We start from the raw sequence: 2,083 nt of genomic DNA, 5'->3' as shown, positions 1-2,083 counted from the left end.
GCCCACCGCCGCCGCCAGCGCCTTCAGGGTCGGCTGGCCGAACAGCACCCGCACATCCGCCGCCAGGCCGGCCTGGCGCATACGCGCGGTCAGGGTCACGGCCAGCAGCGAGTGGCCGCCCAGTTCGAAGAAGTTGTCGTGACGACCGACCTGGGCCACGCCCAGCAGTTCGCTCCACAACTGCGCCAGCAGGGTTTCGACTTCTCCTTGCGGCGCCTCGTAGGCCTGCTGCACGGTTTCCGGTTGCGGCAGCGCCTTGCGGTCCAACTTGCCGTTGGGGCTCAGCGGCAGCGCCTCGAGGTGGGTGAACGAGGCCGGCACCATGAAGTCCGGCAACTGGCTCAGCAACGCCGAGCGCAGCGTGTCCGGCGCCTGCAAGGCGCCGGTGTAGTACGCCACCAGGCGCTGCTCGCGGGCCAGCACCACCGCCTCCTTGACCCCTTCGATACGGGTCAGGCAGGCCTGGATTTCGCCCAACTCGATGCGCAGGCCACGGATCTTCACCTGGTCGTCGTTGCGCCCCAGGTACTCCAGGTTGCCATCGGCCAGGTGCCGAGCCAGGTCGCCGGTACGGTACAGCCGCCCGCCCGGACGGCTGCCGAACGGATCATCAAGGAAGCGCTCGGCGGTCAGTTCCGCCCGGTTCAGGTAGCCACGGGCCACCTGCACACCGCCGATGTACAGCTCGCCCGCCACGCCCCGGGGTACCGGCTGGCCGTGACCGTCCAGCACGTACAGCGTGGTGTTGGCGATCGGCTTGCCGATCGGTGTGTTGTCCGGTGCCGTCACGCAGTGCCAGGCGCTGACATCCACCGCTGCCTCGGTCGGGCCGTACAGGTTGTGCAGTTCGACCGTCGGCACCTGTGCCTGGAAGCGCCGCACCAGGGCACCGGGCAAGGCCTCGCCGCTGCACAGCACGCGCTTGAGCTGGTACGGCAGGACCTCGCCATGGGCGAGGAACACATCGAGCATCGACGGCACGAAGTGCAAGGTGCTGACCTGCTCGTCACGGATGACCGCGCGCAGGTACTCGGGGTCGCGGTGCCCACCCGGGCGCGCCATCACCAGGCGCGCACCGGTCTGCAGCGGCCAGAGGAACTCCCACACCGACACGTCGAAGCTGAACGGGGTCTTCTGCAGCACCACATCGTCGACGCCCAATCCATAGGCGTCCTGCATCCACAGCAGGCGGTTGACCACCCCGGCGTGCTCGTTCATCACCCCCTTGGGCAGGCCGGTGGAGCCGGAGGTGTAGATCACATAGGCCAGGTGCCGTGGGGTCAGCCCGGCCACCTGCGGGGCCTGCGCCGGCTGCGCCTGCCAGGTCGGCCGGTCAAGATCGACTAGCGATGCCTCGGCCAGCTGTGGCAAGTCGCGGGTGGCGCCGTGGACCAGCACGGCCAGCGGCGCGCTGTCATCGAGCATGTGGCGGATGCGCTCGGCCGGGTACTCCGGGTCCACCGGCACGTAGGCGCCACCAGCCTTGAGGGTCGCCAGCAGGCCGACCACCATCGACAAGCTGCGCTCGACGCAGATCGCCACCCGGTCGTCGGGCTGCACCCCCAGCGCGATCAGGTGATGGGCCAGACGGTTGGCCTGCTCGTCGAGCTGGCGATAGGTCAGTTCGCCTTCCTCGGCCCTTACCGCCACAGCGTCCGGAGTGCGTCGTACCTGGGCCTCGATCAGCCCGTGCAGGGTCTGCCCGAGGTCGTAGTCCACCTGTGTGTCGTTGAAGTCGACCAGTACTTGGCGCCGCTCCTCGGCACTCAGCACCGGCAAGCGGCTGAGCGCCTCCTGCGGATGCTGTTCGAGCGCCAGCAGCAGACTGTCGAGCACCTGCAGCATCTGCGCGCAGATCCGCTGCGCACCCACCTGCGCCGACACCTGCACGCCCAGGCGCAGGCCATCGCCGAAATCATCGACGTTCAAGTTCAGCGGGTAGTTGCTGCGCCCTTCGCCGCCCAGGGTCTCGATCCCCTCCCAGGCCTGTGACTGCGGCGCAACGCGGCTGCTCTGCCGGTAGTTGAGCATGGCGCTGAACAACGGCAACGGCGCGGCCACCTGGCTGCAGCGCTGGGCCAGG

Annotated in this window: 1 protein-coding gene; it reads right to left on the bottom strand. The window is 68.9% G+C overall.

Going from position 1 to position 2,083, the window contains the following annotated elements:
• On the bottom strand, positions 1–2,083 hold a 2,083-nt coding region (locus V0R62_RS26610), incomplete at both ends, for a non-ribosomal peptide synthetase (protein WP_330105820.1).

This window comes from Pseudomonas carassii, from assembly GCF_036324045.1.
Lineage (GTDB): Bacteria > Pseudomonadota > Gammaproteobacteria > Pseudomonadales > Pseudomonadaceae > Aquipseudomonas > Aquipseudomonas peradeniyensis.
The sequence above is the reverse complement of the archived record's forward strand: the minus strand, read 5'-3'. Positions and strand labels throughout refer to the sequence as shown.